Annotated in this window: 17 protein-coding genes and 1 pseudogene; 7 read left to right on the top strand and 11 right to left on the bottom strand. The window is 33.3% G+C overall.

Going from position 1 to position 15,872, the window contains the following annotated elements; translation table 11 throughout:
* The first annotated feature begins 29 nt into the window (after positions 1-29).
* The gene (locus tag NSQ08_RS29220; protein ID WP_340780576.1) at positions 30-602 is read left to right on the top strand and encodes a tyrosine-type recombinase/integrase; all 573 of its coding nucleotides are present in this window, start codon (positions 30-32) and stop codon (positions 600-602) included.
* 206 nt (positions 603-808) lie between these two features.
* Here NSQ08_RS29220 and NSQ08_RS29215 read toward each other — a convergent pair whose 3' ends face one another.
* From NSQ08_RS29215 to NSQ08_RS29180, 9 genes are all read right to left on the bottom strand, one after another.
* Positions 809-1,201 carry a hypothetical protein gene (locus NSQ08_RS29215; RefSeq protein WP_340780575.1) on the bottom strand — a complete coding sequence of 131 codons (393 nt, stop codon included), beginning with the start codon at positions 1,199-1,201 and terminating at the stop codon, positions 809-811.
* A 113-nt stretch (positions 1,202-1,314) separates the two neighbouring features.
* Positions 1,315-1,425, bottom strand: a complete 111-nt coding sequence (locus tag NSQ08_RS30015; RefSeq protein WP_445686775.1) for an HU family DNA-binding protein — start codon at positions 1,423-1,425, stop codon at positions 1,315-1,317.
* Entirely contained in the window at positions 1,388-1,567 is a 180-nt protein-coding gene (locus NSQ08_RS30010) for an HU family DNA-binding protein (RefSeq protein ID WP_445686773.1), read from the bottom strand. The genes NSQ08_RS30015 and NSQ08_RS30010 overlap by 38 nt, the downstream gene beginning before the upstream one ends.
* Positions 1,568-2,018: 451 nt before the next feature.
* Entirely contained in the window at positions 2,019-2,813 is a 795-nt protein-coding gene (locus NSQ08_RS29205) for a DUF817 domain-containing protein (RefSeq protein ID WP_340780574.1), read from the bottom strand.
* A gap of 42 nt (positions 2,814-2,855) precedes the next feature.
* Positions 2,856-3,632, bottom strand: a complete 777-nt coding sequence (locus tag NSQ08_RS29200; protein ID WP_340780573.1) for an ABC transporter permease — start codon at positions 3,630-3,632, stop codon at positions 2,856-2,858.
* Positions 3,632-4,537, bottom strand: coding sequence for an ABC transporter ATP-binding protein (locus NSQ08_RS29195; RefSeq protein ID WP_340780572.1), 906 nt, complete (start codon positions 4,535-4,537; stop codon positions 3,632-3,634). The genes NSQ08_RS29200 and NSQ08_RS29195 overlap by 1 nt, the downstream gene beginning before the upstream one ends.
* Before the next feature lie 52 nt (positions 4,538-4,589).
* Positions 4,590-4,805, bottom strand: a complete 216-nt coding sequence (locus NSQ08_RS29190) for a DUF3955 domain-containing protein (RefSeq protein ID WP_340780571.1) — start codon at positions 4,803-4,805, stop codon at positions 4,590-4,592.
* Positions 4,802-5,038: a helix-turn-helix domain-containing protein gene (locus NSQ08_RS29185; RefSeq protein ID WP_340780570.1), complete on the bottom strand. Its 237-nt coding sequence runs from the start codon at positions 5,036-5,038 to the stop codon at positions 4,802-4,804. The genes NSQ08_RS29190 and NSQ08_RS29185 overlap by 4 nt, the downstream gene beginning before the upstream one ends.
* 11 nt (positions 5,039-5,049) lie before the next feature.
* Entirely contained in the window at positions 5,050-5,565 is a 516-nt protein-coding gene (locus NSQ08_RS29180; RefSeq protein WP_340780569.1) for a DUF2975 domain-containing protein, read from the bottom strand.
* 465 nt (positions 5,566-6,030) lie between these two features.
* Here NSQ08_RS29180 and NSQ08_RS29175 point away from each other — a divergent pair, with 465 nt between their 5' ends.
* Complete coding sequence (locus NSQ08_RS29175) at positions 6,031-6,591, top strand: recombinase family protein (RefSeq protein WP_340780568.1); 561 nt, start codon at positions 6,031-6,033, stop codon at positions 6,589-6,591.
* Positions 6,592-6,733: 142 nt separating this feature from the next.
* Positions 6,734-7,015, top strand: a pseudogene (locus tag NSQ08_RS29170) (DUF4158 domain-containing protein); the annotation flags it as partial.
* A 308-nt stretch (positions 7,016-7,323) separates the two neighbouring features.
* Here NSQ08_RS29170 and NSQ08_RS29165 read toward each other — a convergent pair.
* Positions 7,324-7,530 (bottom strand): recombinase family protein, encoded by a 207-nt coding sequence (locus NSQ08_RS29165; protein WP_445661884.1) that lies wholly within the window; start codon positions 7,528-7,530, stop codon positions 7,324-7,326.
* Between the two features lie 894 nt (positions 7,531-8,424).
* Here NSQ08_RS29165 and nheA point away from each other — a divergent pair.
* The 4 genes from nheA (at position 8,425) to NSQ08_RS29145 (ending at position 14,897) form a co-directional block, all read left to right on the top strand.
* Complete coding sequence (gene nheA / locus NSQ08_RS29160) at positions 8,425-9,594, top strand: non-hemolytic enterotoxin subunit A (protein ID WP_340780566.1); 1,170 nt, start codon at positions 8,425-8,427, stop codon at positions 9,592-9,594.
* A 51-nt stretch (positions 9,595-9,645) separates the two neighbouring features.
* Positions 9,646-10,812, top strand: a complete 1,167-nt coding sequence (gene nheB / locus NSQ08_RS29155) for a non-hemolytic enterotoxin subunit B (RefSeq protein WP_340780565.1) — start codon at positions 9,646-9,648, stop codon at positions 10,810-10,812.
* 273 nt (positions 10,813-11,085) lie between these two features.
* The gene (gene nheC, locus NSQ08_RS29150) at positions 11,086-12,228 is read left to right on the top strand and encodes a non-hemolytic enterotoxin subunit C (RefSeq protein ID WP_340780564.1); all 1,143 of its coding nucleotides are present in this window, start codon (positions 11,086-11,088) and stop codon (positions 12,226-12,228) included.
* A 440-nt stretch (positions 12,229-12,668) separates the two neighbouring features.
* On the top strand, positions 12,669-14,897 hold the full coding sequence (locus NSQ08_RS29145) for a M60 family metallopeptidase (protein ID WP_340780563.1): 2,229 nt from the start codon (positions 12,669-12,671) through the stop codon (positions 14,895-14,897).
* Positions 14,898-15,451: 554 nt separating this feature from the next.
* Here the strand turns inward: NSQ08_RS29145 and NSQ08_RS29140 are convergent.
* Positions 15,452-15,872: Rpn family recombination-promoting nuclease/putative transposase (locus tag NSQ08_RS29140; RefSeq protein WP_340780562.1), on the bottom strand; the 421-nt coding region annotated here is incomplete at its 5' end.

The following is a 15,872-nucleotide window of genomic DNA, read 5'->3' as shown; positions in this document are numbered from 1 at the left end:
TCATTGAAAATAAAGGGATTGAAAAACAGATGGATAAGAAGCAACATTTAATTGATGTACAACCAATTCGGAGCATAGAACAGCTTAATGATATGAAATGGTCGCTCAAACGTCATTGTTCAGATCGTGATTACATTTTATTTCTAATTGGTATTAATACGGGGTTACGTGTAAGTGATTTGCTAAAAATGGAAACGAGTGGAATTTTAAAACTGAAGCGAAAAAAACGAAAAGAATTTAAAGTAAAAGAAGGAAAGACAAAAAAGGAACGTATCATAAATATTACATCCATTTTTGAGGAAGTATTGCCATATGCTGAGGATCTAAAAAGTACCTGGTTATTTCCTTCTCGAAAAGGTGATAAACCTATTAGTAAAATTCAAGCCTATCGACAGTTACAAAAAGCCGGGGATTTTGCCGGAGTCGAATCTTTAGGTACCCATACCATGCGTAAAACATTTGGATATTGGTTTTACAAGCAAACAAAGGATATTGCTATGTTACAAGAAATATTAAATCATAGTACGCCAAAAATTACACTAAGGTACATTGGTATTAATAAAGAAGAAAAAGATAATGTACTTGATACATTCCGAATCTAATTTAGTTACTCTTTTCATTTTGTCGAATACGTATCGAAAATATTTAAGATGTTTATAAAAGGGTGTTTTTGCCCACCCCCTCGAAAAGGGGGAATAAGAAAAAAGCAAACTTCCCTTTTAAGAAGATTTGCTTTTTTCTAAGCTATATTTGTATTCTTTGACTCTTCTATATTTGCTATGGTAAGCACTTTTATAAATACAACGTATTATTGATTAACAAAAATATAAAATCCTTTTTCCCATCGATCTTTAAGCCATTGCAATTCATCTTTCATATTGGGAACGTATTCGTTTGTTCGCTCCATCAATCTATAGGTTTCCACTAGTTCCAAACATCGATTTGGACTAGTAAGAGAATGTATAAAGAGCATATCATGTTTTGTTACTGAACCAAAAGAGATCCCTTCTCGGCTCACCGATAGTAACTCTTGAATTTCCTCTTGATCCATATTTGTTTTCTTTAGGTAATTATTCATATCAATGAATGTAGTGTAACTCCATTTCATATTATCATAATCATTTTCTTGTAGGATCATTTCACGATAAGATTCCATATCCTGTATGAGGAAATTACGAATCGCGTCTATAGAAAATTGCATGTACCAAACTTCCTTTACTGTATAGGGTATGTGTGAGTTTTGAAGTTCCTTTAAAAAAGTATTCTCCTACTATGTAGGAGAATACTTTTTTACTTTACCATATATTTAAGTTCTTAGCCGGTTTTAAAAGCTGGTAATTTTGAAGGAAGAATCGTCATCGCTTCTCCTGTTTTAGGATTACGACTGTTACGGCTCTGCAAGTTCCTGGATTTCGGATGTCCCAAAAACAAGCAACTGTACTTTTACTCCTTGCTGTAAAGCTTTTGTGATTTGGTCCAATACTACTTGTATCGCTGAAGACGCATCTTTTGTGTTAAGTTTGCTTCTTGTTTGATGAGTTCCGTTTTGTTCATCTGTAACACCCATATATTCGGCAAAATTTCAGTAGCCATTATAACGTGTTTGCTATATATGAAACGAGTTTCTACCTATTGTTGATTCTTGGAGAGGCTTCTGGATTAGGACAATTCTTAGGTGGAATTTTGCTTGTCATTTTAGGAATCGTAGCCCTTATAATTAAATAATTTGTAAATAAGAGGAGCTAAGATATAATTTAGCTCCTTTTGTTGTGATAAAGTTTTTAAGCAAGACCGAAAATTTTTTAGAAATGGATATAGTCTATAGAAGGGGTCCCGCCAACCAAATGACTTAAAACCCACGTTAAGACATTTTTTGGAAAACGAATCCCTGATTTTTCTACGCTAGGAGGGGGACGGCTAACATTTCGGATAGGATCAATTTCACTGAAAGAAGACCATTTTACATTCAAGTAAAATAATCTCATTAGATATTTTAACTTCATTAAAAAGCTTTTAATTTATTTTAGAACTCCTACTTCTTTAGATATTGTGGAATCTTTGTAACAAATTTCTTTAAGGTGAGCGACAATCATTATGCTGATAACAACAAGCAAGAACCAAGAACTAATTTTACCAATATGTACAAGACGCCAAGAGTCTTGTTGATTCGGATATTGCCATGCTCCGAAAAAAGTGGCAATGTTTTCTGCAATCCATATAAAAAAGCCAATTAGGAAAAATGAAAAAGGAAGTGGCATTTTATATGTGTTGTTTCGCACTGTGAATTGCACATAAGTTTGAGCAAAGACAATAAATAAAAGGATCGTCAAAATCCAACGGAAATCTAAAATAAAATGATGTGTGAAAAAGTTTAAATAGATCATCACTCCAAGTGTTGTTATCCATATAGATTTTGGCCAGTTATTCATTCTTAAATGAAATCGATGCCATGCTTGGCAAATATAACTCGCAACACTTGCATACATAAAACCGCTATATAGTGGTACTCCAAAAACTTTCGTCCACGCTTCTTCTGGATATGACCATGAACCGACATGAACCTTATATACTTCTAATAGAAATCCGATAACATGGAACACACTGATTACTTTTAATTCGTCTTTTGTCTCTAAATTATTTTTGAACATGAGATATTGCGTAATGAGACAAATAAGTAGAATAAAATCGTAGCGATGCAATCCAGGAATTACAATTATCTTTGAAACAGCAAGTGTTACAAAGATAACGACTGGAAAAATGCAAGAGAAGGCTTGATAATAACCGAAATAAAAAAGATCTAGTATATATTTCATGTTTTCACCTTCTAACTGAGTAACGTCCTGTTCCATGTTGACTTAAAGTACATCACGTTTTTGGAATAATGTACTTGATACAATGAGTAATACTGCAAAGTGTATGATTACAAAAATTAATGATGTTGTAAAATTGAAATCTGTAAATAGTGACTTAGTTCCACCACTAATAAGTACATTACTGTCATACATTTCTAAATTCAAATGAGAGAATACGGAAAATTGTGCTACTTCTTTAAACGTCTTAAGCAATATAGTATTTATTAATCCTTGTAAGAAGAAGATAACTAGCGTAATAATTAATGGTAATACTGATTTTCTAAAAATATTTGCTAGGAAAAAGGCAAATGTTGTATAAAATAATATTGGTAAGGTTTTATAAGTAACTATTTTTAGTAGCATTCTAATCGTTAAATCTTCTTTTTCTCCACCAAAGATTATAAACCCAATTAGCATTGAAACCACCAAAGAGATAAAACAAACAAAAATCACAGTAAGTATAGTTGTTATATATTTCGAAAACAGTATGGTGATTCGTTTCCTTGGACGAATAAGCAACTGTTTAATGGTTCCTTTCTGAAACTCATCTGAAATAATTCGAGTTGCAAGTGTTATACCAAAAATTGTAACCAGAGTAGTTACCATTTCAAATGTCAGGTTTGTAAACGATAAATAACTTGCAAATCGTTCTTTAATTGGGAGCCATGAACGGATAGCGAATACTGATACAATTTCTAAAGCAACTAAGAATCCTATAAACATATAGATGCTTTTTCTTGCATGTAGTTTTAGCATCTCATTGTTAACTAATTTAAACATTATGATTTTCCTCCCTCTGTAATCTCTAAGAATTCATCTTCTAATGTTTTATTTTGTATTGTTACACCATAAACCAGTACATCAGCACAAATGAGTTTTTTTACAATTTGTGGGATATCTTCTTTCTTTACAGATGTAAGGACTACATTCTGCTTCACTACTTTTCCCTTTATAATCTTATTTGCTTCATTTACCGCATCAACTCCAAAAGCAACTTCGACCTTGTCTTCATTTTTTTGCTTTTCATGTAAATTATACGCTTGTACAAATTGCCCATCTTTTATAATAACAACACGGTCACACATGAGTTCAATTTCACTCAACAGGTGACTGGAGACGATTACTGCGATACCTTCTTCTTTCGCTAAACGCCGTAAATAATCCCGAATTTGACGAATGCCTGCTGGGTCTAATCCATTCGTTGGTTCATCTAAAATTAAAATCTTTGGATTATGCAAGAGCGCTTGTGCAATACCAAGACGTTGCTTCATCCCAAGTGAATATGTTTTTACCTTTTTATCAATCGCTTTCTCTAAATCTACAAGCTTTACAATTTCAGCAATACGTTCTTTGCTAATTGGTTTAACTGCCATATTAGCAAAATGCTTTAAATTCTGCATACCTGTCATATACTCATATAGTTCAGGATTCTCTACAATTGCTCCAATTTGCTCTAAAGCTTTTTCACGATTTGTACGAATACTATAACCACAAACGGTAATATCACCTTCTGTCATCGCAATAAGGCCAGTCATCATTCGAATCGTTGTCGTTTTCCCACTACCATTCGGACCAAGAAACCCATATACTTCGCCCTCTTTCACTTCAAATGAAAGACCTCGAATAATTTCATTTCCTCCAATTTTCTTATGGACATTTTCTAATTTTACTACTACGCTATTCATTTTTTCCTCCTTCTAACGAATTCTGATTTCTTTTTAGATGACATAATCAAATTCAATTATGTTTCAATTTTTTTATTACTGAAATGATAGCCAGCAACAATAATGCAGCAATACCACTAAAAACAAAAAGAATACTTAATGGAATTAGGAAGAAAGGTTCCGTTAATTTTCCGTCTGGTTCTAGGCTTGAACCCATCACAAAATAACTAACCATGCAAATGGCTCCTAGTAATATTGATATAAAAGCTAATAAATATATTTTTTTCATGATACACTCTCTCCTTCATTAACAGAGTTATTTTTTTGGTACTCTAAAATATCACCAGGTTGACATTCTAAAATTTCACATATTTTATCTAGCGTTGAAAATTTAATCGCTTTTGTTTTTCCGTTTTTCAATATTGAAACGTTTGCCATTGTAATACCTAATCTTTCAGAGAGTTCTGTAACACTCATTTTTCTTTTCGCTAACACTACATCAAGGTTTACTATGATAGTCATATTTCGGCACCTCAAATCGTTAGATCGTTATCTTGTTTTATCTTACTAGCGTTTCTAACTAAATAAGAAAGCATGGAAGTAAATATCGCAATAACGACAGCAAAAAATAGACTTGGTAACAGTACCATTAAAACATTTGTATTGTAGCCTCCGGATATCGAAAGATATAGTAACGCAAAAACGGATAGAACACTTTCAATCATTGATAAAATACTTATTCTTCTTAATCTATTGGCATTTTTAATGGTAAAGGCTTGATCGTAACCAATATCGGAACATATTTGCCACCCAAAAACTAATGCAATAAAGAATGGAATTCCAGTTATCCAAATGAATACAATAAAAAACGGAATCTTGGTAGTCCAGATAAAGATAATAAAGGGCTCATATAATGATTTCAGATTTTCTGAATTCTTTAAAATGTCCCTTCCTATTTCAGGACCAATATAAATGCAGAACAACAGACCAAAAATCCCGCAAAAAACAATTATTAATTTTAACCATACTGATAATTCTTTCTGTTTCAAAGAGAATCCCCCTCTTAGCTAGCTATAAATATAATAATTCAAGAAACATATTTTAGTCAATAAAAATTTATTGCTTTACGATAAAAATACATCGTTTTTTAGAATTTTATCTTTGTTTCACATTAATGGGCAGTAAAGGATACGGAGAGAAACAAAGAATACAGGTAGGAGTAGGAGATAACTACTGGCATATACTTGATCGGCTCAACTAACCATCAGTGTCGATGAGGATACTCCCAATTGATGGGAGTATCACTTTATAATGAAATTATTTTTTTACTTACAACGGAAAATTGTAAAGAATGATATTATCTCTGTTGTAACAAAAACGACCATTATTGTTACAGTCATTAGTAAGAAATTTTCAGTCTAATTAACTCGCATAATGAGTGTAACAATATTAATTGTAACAATATCCTCGTTTAATCGTTTTTGGTACAATGTTTGGTGAAGGAGATGATAAACATGAAGTTTGGTTATATGCGTGTTTCTACATTAGATCAAAATTTAGACCGCCAAAAGAAACAGCTTGAAGAATTTGGATGCGATCGCATTTTCTTCGGAAAAATAACCGGTACAAAACGAAACCGGCCGGAGTTAAATAGTATGCTAGAATTTCTTCGTCCTGAAGATACAGTTGTTGTAACGGATTTAACTCGATTATCACGTTCTACAAAAGACCTCATTGAAATTACGGAACAAATTTCTCAAAAAGGAGCGCACTTGAAAAGTCTAAAGGAATCATGGCTTGATACAACAACAGCACATGGAAAAATGTTGTTTACTATTTTCGCTGGTATTGCTCAATTTGAACGAGATTTAACTTCTGAACGGACAAAAGAAGGGATTGAGGCTGCAAGGAAACGAGGGAAACATCCTGGAAGACCAAAAACTGATGAGGAAAAGATAGATTATGCTTTATATCTTATTAATCAAGGTATGAGTCGTACAGATGCCGCCGAGAAAGCTGGTATCTCTAGAATGACTTTGTATCGCAAGATGCAACAAGATATCATAGCCAACTAATAATCTAATGGAGCAAATGAGTAGTTAAATTAATAGTTTACAAAGATGTTAGCATGAAAAGAAAATACTTCCATCTAACATCCATTGAGCTACAGCATCATATAGACAAGGTATTTTCTTGCATTTTAGAAAGGAGAAAACTATGTCTTCAAAACGTGCAAGAGAATTATTGACGTCAGAACAGCGTTTAGAGTTTGCATCTATTCCAGAACAAATTAGTGAGTATGAATTAGGAAGTTACTACACCTTATCCCCTCATGATATCGAAATTATCAAGCGTCATCGTCGGGATCATAATAAGTTAGGCTTTGCTTTACAGCTTTGTGTATTGAAATTTCCTGGTTGGACCTTATCAGACGTTCAACATATACCCGATTGTGTTGTGAACTATATAGCCAAACAACTCCAAATTAATGCGAAGGAAGAAAAGCGAAAGAAGAACGACAAAAACAAAATGGGAAATCAATTAATGAAAAAGTGGTTCACTTTGCTAACCTTGGAGAAGCGCTCATTACAACTGGATTAAGCAAAGTGAAGGCTGCTATTCTGATTATTGTTTTATTCATTATAGTTGCAATTTTTGTATTAATAACACATTTTTTACACGGTATGTCTGTATAATAAGATAGGATTAAGAAAACGGTTCATCAAGGAACCGTTTTTTTATGGTTCTGGTGCAAAAACTTTGAAGTATATGAAAATGGTTTATCAAACTTAGACATACTGATCGTACTACTCTATAAAAGGTGTGTGATCAGTATGTCCAAGAATGATAGATTTCTTGCACCAGAACCGCGCTTCCTCTAAGCCAAGTCTTTTATCTTTAACCCCACTCAATTTATCTTGAAATATTTTATCGCATCCATAGGATTTCAAAGCATCAATTTGTAAGCCTAAATTTTGACCAATTGTAGATACGCGAACATATCCAACCTTCACTCCTTGTTCTCCCCTTTTGTTCAATATTAACGTGTCCAGAAACATACAATATTCTGGATACATACAAAGAAAATCACATTTTTACACCAAAACGGAATTTCTATCCATTAATAATAATATGGAGAATTATTTCCAAACACTTATCGATAATACTTAGCACAGAGTAGTTGATACCCCTATATTTTATGTAATTTTACATATCCAAATAAAGGGAATCAGTATGCAGTGCATGATTAAATTATATTAATAACACTAAAAATATAATTATTTTTCTTGCAAATTAAAATAATTATTATTTAGGTTGATATATTAAGTTATAATTATTTCAGTTGTTTTAATACTATTAAGATAGTGTTTTATCAGTATAATATTTCCATCCATGTTAATAATTAATATCTGAATAATTTAATATATTCGACAAAATTCTACTATTTACGCATAAAAAATTTAATGTTTTAATAAAGGTGTAATTGGTGTGACCACTAAGGAAGGAGAAGATTGTACGAATAAAAGTGCAGTAAAGTTGTTAGTAACATTATGTCAAGTTGAATTATCTAAATGTTCAATTTGTTTATTTTGAAGTAATCTAGGATCAGAAAAATAACGTGTTTGTAAAAAGAATAACAATCTCAGTTTCTACATAACAAAAGTGATTTTATATAATTCTGTAGTAAAAGTATAAGCAATGTACGATATAATCTCACCTTTTGTAATTTTGTAGAAATAATGAAAGAAGAGCTAGTATGAAGCGTATTAAAAAATAATTTCTACAGCATTTGTATGAAGTACAGCTTTAATAGAAAAGAAACTATAGAACGCTATAAGGTGACCACTATATCATAAGCTTGAGTAGCTCTAATAGGGGATTTGCCGACAAAACTAGGAGGAATTACCATGAAAAAAGCGTTAGTCGCAGGGTTATTAGTTACAGCAGTATCTACAAGTTGCTTCTTACCTGTAAATACTTTTGCAGAAAGTAAAACAACTTATTCACAACTAACAAGTAGTCAAAATCAAGTTGCTATGAATAGGTTATCAGATTCAATTAAGACATTAGGATCACAGACGCCATTAATTCAAGGATATGGACTAATCATATTAAAACAACCCAACCTTGAAGTAACTGCTATACCTGGAATAACAACTGATCAAGGTACTGCAAGAAACCATGTTCAAGACTGGCTGGATAAATATAATCCAAAACTATTCAATGTAAATCAAGACCTGCAGGATTTTGGGGCAAGATTTACAGAATATTATGATATATTAGTTGAACTAGCTGGAAAAGTGAATGACGATTCGCAAGCAAAAGAAGACTTTGTAAGTATTTTTAATGCACTTCAAGACCAAATGCAAGCAATTCAGTATGATATGAAAGGAACTTCAGAGGACTTAAACATTTATAAAAATGACTTGGTTGAAGATAGTAAGAGCTTTTCTAGTAAAGTTAGCAGAGCGATTGAAGGTTATAAGAGTTCAGGCGGAGAAATTGAAAAATCAAGAACGGAAATTAGACAACTTGAGGAAAACATTCAAGATGATTATACAAAACTTCTAGCTCTACCAAAAGAAAATATAAAAGGTTCTATAAATATTGGAAAGACGGTTATTGATATTTGGATAGACGCAGGTAAGGATCATACTTTAGACACGTCTAATTTGGAAGTCATTTATAACCAAGTTGGACAAGTCCAAAATGATGAAGTAACAAAATTGAATAATGATGTTCGTCAGAAGCAACAACAAAAAATTCTATTGCTACAAAAATTATCGAAAATTGAAGTGCAAGCAACTCAAATGACACTTATTGATCTACAGTTAAATAACTTTACAAGAGTAGTTAAAAAGCAAATTGAGAGTTTTGACAAGCTAGTAAGTAGTTGGGACATCTTTAATGACACAATGATTCAAATGCAGAGAAGTCTTAGTACTGATGCGAAAATAGATTCTAGTACATTACAAGCACAATTAAAAGAACTCAAAACGTTTACGGATGAATTGAATAAACAAACAACGGAATATGAAAATAGTGTTACAAACATAAAAGTAACAGAGGCAAAATAGTAGAATGAAGAAAAAAATCTTAATAATATAATATAAGGAGATAAGAATATTATGAAAAAACCTTATAAAGTAATGGCTTTATCTACATTAATTGCAACAATCGCAGCGGGTAGCATTACGCCATCATATGCCTCGGCAGCAGAAAATACAACAAAATCAGCACCTATTTATGCAGGTGCAGAAAATAACTCCCCTGAGTACCCTGAGTATTCACTTGGACCAGAAGGGCTTAAAGATGCGATAGAGAAAACTGGATCCAATATGTTGGTAATGGACCTGTATGCTTTAACTGTTGTTAAACAAGCAAATGTTAATTTTGATGGTTTAACTGTAATTAACAATGATTTACAAAAAAGCATTAAGAACAACCACGATGCTTCTAAAACAAATGCAAAACAATGGTTAGATGGTTTGAAACCGCAAATAATCCAGACGAATCAAAATATTATCAATTATAATACACAATTTCAAAATTATTATGATACTTTGGTAGAATCTGTGAATAATAATGACAAAGAAACACTAAAAGCTGTGCTTACAAGTTTAGATGAAAGTATTTCAGTGAATAAAGATGCAGTGGACAAGTTAGTGCAAGATTTGAAAGCCTTTCGCGGCAAATTAGAACTGGATACACAAAATTTAAAAACTGATGCTAACAAAATCACAGATATTTTAGCTGGTCAAGATGCTGGAATTCCATTGATGCAGAAACAAATCGAAGCAAATTACACATTAATTGATGAGAATAACAAAGTTTATATTGCATCGTCGGTTGCAACTGCTCTCGGTGCATACTTAACTGCTACAATTATCTTTGCGCCTATTGGTGCAGGTGCATTAGGAGGCGGGATATACGGAGTTACTACATCGCAGCAGCAGATAAAGGCAGCACAAGAAGAGATTAAAAATCTAACAGAAAATATTTCCACTGCAAAACAACAGGTAGTTAAGTTAGAGGCCTTGAAAAAAAATACTAATAATTTAACAGAAACAATTGATGCAGCTATTACTGCCCTTGAAAATGTAAAGAATCAGTGGCAGACAATGGGGGCAAAATATAAATCATTGAATGACAATGTTGACAGAATTAACCCAGACAAACTTGCTACTATTATAAAAGTAGATCTGAAGATAGCTAAAAGTAGCTGGGAACAGGTTAACAAGTATGCTGAAAATATTCAAAAGTCTGAGATTTCATTCGTAGAAGAGAAAAAATAATAGTACTTCAAGAAATTGCCGAAGTAATGAAAAATATAATATACTGACTTTCCCTTTTGAAGAACACATAATGTGAGTCTCCTGTTCAAGTTTGAACAGGAGATTTCCTATATAGTTATGAAACTTGATAAAGATTATAGAATAAGAAAGTATGAAACCCCCTATTTTAATATGTTGTTTTATTTGCAATGATCGTAATTCATTTGAAGTAAAGAATAGAAGCTTATGAATTTAATAAAATACGTAATATATTTGAGAGAATAGGTGAAAAAGGTGAATAAAAAATTGTATAAGAAAGTTATTTTATCAACGATCATTTCTGGAATGGCAGCGAGTAATGTAATCCCACTTCATACTTTTGCAGCAGAACAAACTGTGCAAAATAGTGTGTCCCAACAGCAAGAAGATAGTAAGAGCTATGATTTGGGTCCTGATAAATATAAAGAAGTAATGGAGAAAATGGGGGCAAATATCCTTACAATGGATTCATATGCTCAAACAATCCGTAATCAACAACAGACAGATTTAAGTAAAATAAGTTCTATAAATGGTGATTTCAAAACAAACATGATTCAGCATCAAAAGGATGCACAAACGAATGCAACATATTGGTTAGATAATCTAAAGCCTGATATTATGAAAACGATTCAGAATAGTGTAAGTTATAATGATACCTTTCAAGCGAGTTATGATCAATTACTAGCTGCTTTGGATCAAAAAGATACAGTGACATTTAAATTTAGACTGGTGAGGTTATATCGTAGTATTTTGGACAATAGTCAAGAAGTGGATGGACTACTAGAAAAGTTGATAACATTCCGAAATGAAATGGCTGAAGATACAAGAAGTTTTAAAGCAGATTCCAATCAATTGAAGTCTATTTTAGAAAGTACAAACGTCGGTATTCCACTTTTACAACAACAAATCGAGTATAGTAATAATATAATTAAAGAAAACTATGATAAGCGTGGTGGCTATATAGCTTTATCTGTATTTATGCCTCCAGTTGGTATACCATTGATTGTCACTGCTGACAAGAATATCGCATCTGCACAACAAGAAATAGAACAATTAAAGTCCAGAATTTCTGGAGCAGAGGCAGAATTAGTTATTTTGACAGATGCCAAAAATAAAACGGAACATATGACTGAAACAATTGATACAGCTATTACTGCTCTTCAAAATATATCGAATCAGTGGCATACAATCGGATCAAAATATGATTCTTTACTAAAAAATGTTGATAACATTAACCCAGACAGGATTGCTATTATAAAAGTAGATCTGAAGATAGCGAAGGATAGCTGGCAAGACCTTAAAAATTATGCAGATAAATTATATGAAGGTGCTAAGATTGTACAAAATGGAGAGATTGTCCAAATAGGACAACCACAAATAGGACCGGATTGCACCTGAATACTATTAAAAACAGACAACCTTGTATTTGTTGGTAAGGTTGTCTGTTTTTTTTTATAGATCTAACAACTTCAGGTACCTTCAATATTTTTGTGTAAGGTGGCAAAAAATGTCGAAAAACTGCTGGAATTGTCAAATTTTATTGCTGTACGACCTGTTCGATGTTAAATTCGTAGTAGGAAGAAAAAAGGAAAGGGGTTCGTTCCATTCCCATATCCTACCTTTCGTAATAATTTAGTATGAATAAGGATGGAGATTTCTTTCTTCGGTTATGTTTTATATTTATCAAACTATAGGAAGATTTACGAGCACTTATTTCTTAATTTTCAAAAAATAAACCGGCAGGAAATCGAAATTAATTACATTCATTCAGCGAAAGGACTTTAATGGAACTAATTGAAACGGAAAGGATTATTTATATGCAGAAAGGGAATTATTATATGTTTCAAAAACCGATGAAAGTACTTGCGACATCTGCTATTTTGACAACTACATTATTTTCACCTATCATGACAAATAGCTTGATTATTCATGCTGAAACGATTGCTGCACAGACTACAAACCAATATGAACAGAGGGATTTTGAACTTCCGGGTGTAGGAAGTTTTAGAAGTGAAGCAAAAAGAGAAAGAAGAAGTGAGCAAAAAAACTATATACCAACTGGAATCTATGTAAAACCGAATGAACAAGTTACAATTGAAGTATCGGGAACACAAAAGATTAGAGCGATTATTGGGACGCATCAATATGATAAAGAATGGGGAAAAGAAATTGATCTTTCTTCTGGTTCTAATACCATCTCCTCTCCAAACGGTGGTTTAATAGGATTTGATAATCCTCAAGATACAGGAACAGTTAAGGTGAAAGTAACACAAGGCGGAAGCCCTGTTCCATTCTTTGAACTAGGGAAGCATACGAAAGAAGACTGGATTGCGATGATGAACAAGTATCCAGATGCACATGCGGTACAATTGAAATCAGAAAAAGCAGTACTTACTGTTACGCAGGATAGTGCCAAGAAATATATTGTGGATCAAGATCCTGTTCCTCTATTAAAAAAATATGATGAAATGATTCGAGCACAAGATAAGATATCAGGGTTATCTGAAAAAGACCCTAATCCTTTACATCGTCCGACTCGTCGCATTTGGGCTTTTGTAGAAAATCCTAACAAACCAGACTGGGGCATGTATGCAGGTTGGGATGGAGCCGTATTTACTACTGCTGGTAACGCAATCGAAAGTGCTTTAAATGTAAATAAATTTGGATGGGGACAAATGCACGAAGCGGGACACACAAGAGAAATACATCCTTTGACGTGGACGGACCTTCACGGTATGGTTGACGTAACGACTAATATATACTCTTTAGCTGCACAAAAGCAATTATTCCCGAATCAACCAACGCGTTTAGAAAAAGAGAGATATTACGATAAAGCTTTTGCATACTTAAAACAAACAGATAAAGACTACAAAAATATTGATAACTTGTTTGTGAAACTTGTTATGCTTTGGCAACTTAATCTAGCATACGGTGAAGATTTTTATCCGAACCTTCACAAACTTTATCGAGAGTTACCAGAAAATCAACTTCCAAAAGCGGATGAAGAGAAAAGGCAAGCATTTATTTATAATACATCGAAAGTAGCGAAACAAAATTTACTACCATTTTTTGATAAATGGGGTCTGAAAGCATCACAAGAAACGCGGCAAAAAATAGAAGCTTTGAATTATCCAATATTAATCGCTCCTATTTGGGAAGCAACTGATTCTAAGCCTGTTAAAGCGAATGTGCTCAAATTAGGTGGCCGAGTATGGGAAGATAGTAACCAAAATGGTATTCAAGATCAAAGTGAAAAAGGAATGGAAGGCGTTCGTGTTCAACTGTTAAATAAAGATGGGAATGGATTAAAAGAAGTAAAAACAGATAAAGAAGGCCACTATTTGTTTGATGGATTAATAGAAAACACATATCGTGTACAAGTAGAGAAGCTTACCGGGTATATATTCATGCCAAAACAAAGTGGGCAAGATGTAACAGTTGACTCTAATGTAAGTGAGGCTGGGGTAACAGATGCGATTACTCTTGTACATGATGATTTAACAATTGATGCGGGAGTAAATAGAAATATATTTAAGGATGTCCCACAAGGACACTGGGCATTTAATGCGATTCATCATTTAGCGAATGAAGGAATTATTGCAGGTTATGGGAATGGAATATTTGGTATGGGTGATAATGTAACACGGGAACAAGTGGCTGCATTAATTTACCGTACTTTGCATATAGAAAAACAAGATAAATATGAAAATCCATACGGAGATATCGATAAAAATTCAACAATGTTTTCTGAGGAAATACTAGCTTTAACTAAGCTAGGGATTTTCCAAGGTGATGATCAAGGAAACTTTAGACCGAAAGCTGCATTAACACGTGCAGAAATGGCTCAAGTTATTACGAAAGCTTTTAGACTAGATGTGAAGGCTCCACATAATTTCAACGACGTTCCAGCGAGTTTATGGGCAACAGATGCGATTAGTGCCGTACAATCGAACCATATTGCAGCAGGTATTGGTGAAGGGAAATTTGCTCCGGATATGAAAGTTACACGGGAACAGTATGCACAGTTTTTATATAATGCAATTTTAAATGAGCGATCTCATCAATAATAAGAAAATAAAGTTAAGTGTCATAATATAAGTTTATATTACAGATTTCGCGATACGGGAAAGCCCATATCGGACTTTAGTCCGCCTTTAGGCATGGGATGAAAGGATCGCTTTTTCATAGAAAAACAGTTCTGTTTTGGTTATACTTGAACTATAGACAAGTACAAGTCTTTAAAACGCCAATGTGTTCCTTGAAAACAAGATATCATATGGAGTTCGATAGCCGAATTCACGCTATCGGTAAAATGATATGTGTCGTCAAGAACAAGACGCTAAAACATATGAACACGAATCTGTACGGTATGGTGATAGTACCGTAGCTCACGAACCTATACGGTCTGTCGTGAGAGTGGTGATGGCACACCGCAATCTTGTACGTCAGCGATACCAGAAATGGACTTCGCCTTTGGTAGCAAGAATCCCACTGACGTTAGTCAGCTTGCCCCTTTAGGGGTGGGAGTGTCAATACCTATAAAAATTTATTTGGTGCTACCCTTAGTTGACAAATAGCTCAAAAAAAGAACCCAATTAATAGGTTCTTTTTTTGATGTTGATTATTTTTGTTCTAAAATACGTTCAATCTCATCTATGCCTAATTTACTGGCTTTAGCAATCGTTTCAAGTGGTACACCAAGTTCATGCATACCTTTAATCATCTGTATTTTCCCTTGCTGAACCCCTTCTTGAATTCCTTCTTTTTTCCCCTCATTACGAGCATGAGCAAACTTTGCAGCCTCATCCATTAAGGCCTTTTCTCTTGCTTCATATGCTTGACGGAAAGAAGAATCTTGACTCATACGTTCCCACTTATTCATTGCTTTTTGTAAAATCGGATCTTGGTTCATGGCAATGTCCTCCAATGTTTGTGTGAGATGTTCATCTTCATTCGCTGGTAATAATAATAACCAACGAACAAACGAATCTTCCCACGGATTGACTTTCTCTTCGCGCCATTGCTGTAGTAACTTTGGAATT

Source organism: Bacillus sp. FSL E2-8887 (assembly GCF_038007205.1).
Lineage (GTDB): Bacteria > Bacillota > Bacilli > Bacillales > Bacillaceae_G > Bacillus_A > Bacillus_A mycoides.
Note: the sequence above shows the minus strand (reverse complement) of the source record. Positions and strands in the feature narration are given on the sequence as shown.